Here is a 3,421-nt window from a genome sequence, read left to right as displayed (position 1 = left end):
GCGAGGTTGTTCGGATCGTCGAGCAGCTTGGGGAAGTCGAGCTTCGACGTGTTGAAGAACTGCTGGCCCGATGCCTGACAGAGGATCGGATCGACGTTCGCGAGTTTCCCGGCTACGTGGGCATGCTTGGCCAGAACCGCGAGCTTCGTCGGTTCGAGGACGCAGTCCAAGCGGCGGAGCACCGTGAGGGGCAGGATGACCTTGCCGTACTCACTCTGCTTGTAGTCGCCTCGGAGCAGGTCAGCGACCGACCAGATGAAGGCGGCGTGGTTGTTGATTGTCGAGTCGCTCATGGTTCCTTCGGGAACAAGGACGCAGCCGGGCCTGCGCCTCCGCGACAAGCTATGCGCAAGGTACGACAGGGGCCTGAGATTCTCGGTGGCGCACACCTGACGCGGGTGAGGTGTACGCCACGGTGGAAGCCGGTGCGCGAGAAGGCCCCGCTGGGATGCGCTCGGTCAGTCGAGCATCGGTGCCTTGACGACGAGGCATTCGGTGCTGAGGAGAGAGAGATCGGCTGACAGGCCGGACCGGAGCACCGCTGCGCCGATCAAGCTGAACACCGAGCCACCTCCGCTCACGTCGCTGGCCACGTCATTGGACTCGATCCGGCGAGCCAGTTCCGCAACCGCCGCCCTCGCGTCGGCGATGTGGGGGTCGACGAGGCCGTCCGCCTCGCCGGCGGGGCTCAGGCGGCGGCCACGGCCTCGGCGTCGAGAGCGAGGGAACGAACAACGGCCCGAACGGTCGAGGCGTGCCAAGCCCCGCCGCGGGTGGTGGGTACCCCCTCGGGGGTCAGTTGGGCGGCGACGGCCCGCAGAGAGAGCCCGGAGCCGGCCAGGTGGGCGACCCGGGCCCGAACCTCGGCGGGCATCTCCACCGGGCGGCCTAGGCGCATCCCGGCGGCCTTGCGGGCGGCGAGGGCGTCGCGGGTGCGTTCGCGGATGATCGCCCGTTCCCACTCCGCGACACTGCCCAGCACGTTCGCCACCAAGCGACCCCCGGCGGTCGTCGTGTCTACGTCCGCGTCAAGGATCACGAGGCGCCACCCGTGGCGCTCGGCCCGGTCGAGGAGCGGCCCGAGGGCGGAGACGGAGCGGGTGAGGCGGTCGAGTTTGGCAACGATGAGCACGTCGGCGTGGCCGGCGTCGAGAGTGCTCAGGGCCTCGCTCAGAGCCGGGCGGGCGTCAGGTGCGACACCTCCGCTCACGGCCTCGTCGGTGAGCGTGCTCGTGAGCGTCCACCCCTTCGCGCCGACGAGGGCGGCGATGCGGGCGGCCTGGGCGTCGAGCCCGGCGCCCGAGGCGCTCTGTTCGTCGGTGCTCACCCGGCGGTAGGCGATGACTCGGGGATTTGTCCTTTCTGTCATGGTCAGAGTGTACACGATACGGACCAATCATGTACAGACGGCAAGCCCTAAGCTTCCTCACGACGACGTCTCCTTACGGAGTACATTCCGCCCTGTTGACCAACGCACCGCATGTGAACGAGGTGCAGTGGCGGGTAGTCGCTGGGGCGACCTCGGAAATGTTGGGTCGGGGCGGAAAGTCCGCGGTGGCGGTCGCTTCGGGCATGAGTCGCAACACGGTGATCAAAGGCGAAGCGGAGGTCGCGGCCGGGATCCTGATCTGCCTGGTGGCGTCCTCTTCGGTGGCTTGAGGGGGCGAAGCGTCGCGGCTTCTCAACCCCTCGTCGACTCACCAACCGACCCGGTCACCGTCGACCGGCCGGGGTTTCTGGTCGGTAGGTGGGGCTGAATGGGATACTTGCATTACCAACAAAGTCTTGGAGGAATCTTTCTACGAATCTTTCAGGGGGCCAGGAATGGTCAAATGAGTCGGTCGCACATCCCCGGAGGTTCTCCTGAGATCGACCAACCACCGGTCAGGGTTCGCGGCTTTCTCGATCTCTCTGGCCTGCCTGATCTCCTCGACCTTCTCTGCGATGGCAGCTTCTCTCGCCCTCTTGCAGGCCTTGCAGCTTCGACCCTTGGGAGTGATGTAGGTGTTCTCCTCATCGAAGGGATGGCCTCGGAGACAGTGGGTTTGCTCTCTTCTGCCAGCGGCACTGCGTTCGGAAGAGGAGTTGATCTGTCGGGTGGTGGGGTTGAGGTGCTCGGGGTTGACACACCCTCGGTGGGGGCACTTGGGGCCGAGTCGGCAGATCTTGGGGTCGTGGCAGATGTGGTCGAGGACGAGCCCCTCGGGGACTGGCCCGACGAAGTGCTCGTAGACGGCGACGTGGGCACCCTTGTGCTTGGTTCTGTTGAAGGTGAGTTTCCAGGTGTACGACCCGTAGCCCTGGCTGTTGAGGCTTCCCCTCCAGGTCCAGCAGCCCTGCGGGTGCTCGGGGTCGACGTAGATGAAGTCGAGCAGCCGAGCATCCTCACGCTCTTTGGGGTAGGTCACAGGGACTCCCGCAGGCGCTCGGGCACCCATTTGGGGGATGGGGGGCCGAGGATCGGGCCACTCGCTAGCGCCAGCGCTTTGGCGTTGCGCTTCTCGGCCGCAGCGATGGCCAGGTTCACCGTGGGGTACGGCCCGCCTCGGAGCGCGCTCACGGTCATCCCCATGGTGTCCCCGTAGGGCCCGTAGACCTGCCAGGAGCCATCCTGCATCTCGATGGGGGCGTCGAACATGCGGATGGCTGGGATGTTCCGCTCGAACTCGATCAGTTCGGGTGGGTTGGGCTGGGTCTCGCTGGGCATCTCTGCTGGCGTCATCGGTCGTGCGTTGCTCATGAGCAGCCTGCGTCCTTCACTGCCTTAGTCCTCTCGGCCAACTGGATGGGGTGGTAGGTCAAGGCGTCGATGCCTTCGGACTTGAGGCCTCGTGCCTGGTCGATGTTGTGCTGCTCGTAGCGGGCCACGTAGCTGCTCAGTTCACGCTGCATAACCTGGCAAGCCGCCGAAGTGGCCGATGTTGTCGACGGCGAGGGCCTGGGTTCTGCGTTGTCTGCGTTTCGGCCGTTGATGCTGACGACTCCCACAACGACCAGGGCCACGGCTAACACGAGGATTGCGAGGCCCCCGATGATGGCGACCTTCATCGGCACTGTGCTCTCCTGCTTCTCGTTCATGATGCTCTCCTGATTCTGGGAGGGGCCACTCAGCGGGTGCCGTGCAGTCCGTTGGGGTGGTGGTATCCCCTACGTCTCTTGCGCTCGGTTGGCAAATGTAGGTGGTGGATTGAACGCCACAACGGTCATTGGTGTCGGTCCAGGTTCAGATTGTCTGGATCTCCCAGACCCTCCGAAGTGGGCCTGGGCGGGGTAGCTGGGGGCGTCGATGGGGTAGGTGATGTGGCCGGTGTAGGTCACCCGCGGAGCAGGGCCGGGACCGGACCGAAGGTGTCGAGCACGGAGATCGTGAGTTTCATGATGGAGGAGGGGTAGGGCGCGGGGCTCGCAGGGCCAGGTTCCG

At 65.5% G+C, this 3,421-nt stretch carries 7 protein-coding genes; 1 reads left to right on the top strand and 6 read right to left on the bottom strand.

Annotated elements, in window-relative coordinates; all coding sequences use genetic code 11:
• From ACESNG_RS23365 to ACESNG_RS23355, 3 genes are all read right to left on the bottom strand, one after another.
• Positions 1-293: type I restriction-modification system subunit M N-terminal domain-containing protein (locus tag ACESNG_RS23365; protein ID WP_373071113.1), on the bottom strand; the 293-nt coding region annotated here is incomplete at its 3' end.
• Positions 294-458: 165 nt separating this feature from the next.
• Entirely contained in the window at positions 459-593 is a 135-nt protein-coding gene (locus ACESNG_RS23360) for a hypothetical protein (RefSeq protein ID WP_373071111.1), read from the bottom strand.
• Between the two features lie 95 nt (positions 594-688).
• Positions 689-1,369 (bottom strand): recombinase family protein, encoded by a 681-nt coding sequence (locus ACESNG_RS23355; RefSeq protein ID WP_373071109.1) that lies wholly within the window; start codon positions 1,367-1,369, stop codon positions 689-691.
• A gap of 95 nt (positions 1,370-1,464) precedes the next feature.
• On the opposite strand from ACESNG_RS23355, the gene ACESNG_RS23350 reads away from it, so the two are divergent.
• Positions 1,465-1,659, top strand: coding sequence for a hypothetical protein (locus ACESNG_RS23350; RefSeq protein WP_373071107.1), 195 nt, complete (start codon positions 1,465-1,467; stop codon positions 1,657-1,659).
• Between the two features lie 140 nt (positions 1,660-1,799).
• Here the strand turns inward: ACESNG_RS23350 and ACESNG_RS23345 are convergent, their stop codons facing one another.
• From ACESNG_RS23345 to ACESNG_RS23335, 3 genes are read right to left on the bottom strand one after another with little or no spacing between them, the layout of a single operon-like run.
• Positions 1,800-2,408 carry an HNH endonuclease signature motif containing protein gene (locus ACESNG_RS23345; RefSeq protein WP_373071105.1) on the bottom strand — a complete coding sequence of 203 codons (609 nt, stop codon included), beginning with the start codon at positions 2,406-2,408 and terminating at the stop codon, positions 1,800-1,802.
• A complete protein-coding gene (locus ACESNG_RS23340) occupies positions 2,405-2,740 on the bottom strand; it encodes a hypothetical protein (RefSeq protein ID WP_373071103.1) in 336 nt (111 codons plus the stop codon). The genes ACESNG_RS23345 and ACESNG_RS23340 overlap by 4 nt, the downstream gene beginning before the upstream one ends.
• On the bottom strand, positions 2,737-3,078 hold the full coding sequence (locus ACESNG_RS23335) for a hypothetical protein (RefSeq protein ID WP_373071101.1): 342 nt from the start codon (positions 3,076-3,078) through the stop codon (positions 2,737-2,739). Before ACESNG_RS23335 ends, ACESNG_RS23340 begins: the two co-directional genes overlap by 4 nt.
• Between the last annotated feature and the right edge of the window lie 343 nt (positions 3,079-3,421).

Origin of the sequence: Gemmatimonas sp. (assembly GCF_041689975.1) — a bacterium.
Lineage (GTDB): Bacteria > Gemmatimonadota > Gemmatimonadetes > Gemmatimonadales > Gemmatimonadaceae > Gemmatimonas.
The sequence above is the reverse complement of the archived record's forward strand: the minus strand, read 5'-3'. Positions and strand labels throughout refer to the sequence as shown.

Coding starts and splice junctions, on each gene's coding strand:
- ACESNG_RS23340 (WP_373071103.1), bottom strand. CDS start 2,740: ATGAGCAACGCACGACCGATGACGCCAGCAGAGATGCCCAGCGAGACC.
- ACESNG_RS23335 (WP_373071101.1), bottom strand. CDS start 3,078: ATGAACGAGAAGCAGGAGAGCACAGTGCCGATGAAGGTCGCCATCATC.
- ACESNG_RS23355 (WP_373071109.1), bottom strand. CDS start 1,369: ATGACAGAAAGGACAAATCCCCGAGTCATCGCCTACCGCCGGGTGAGC.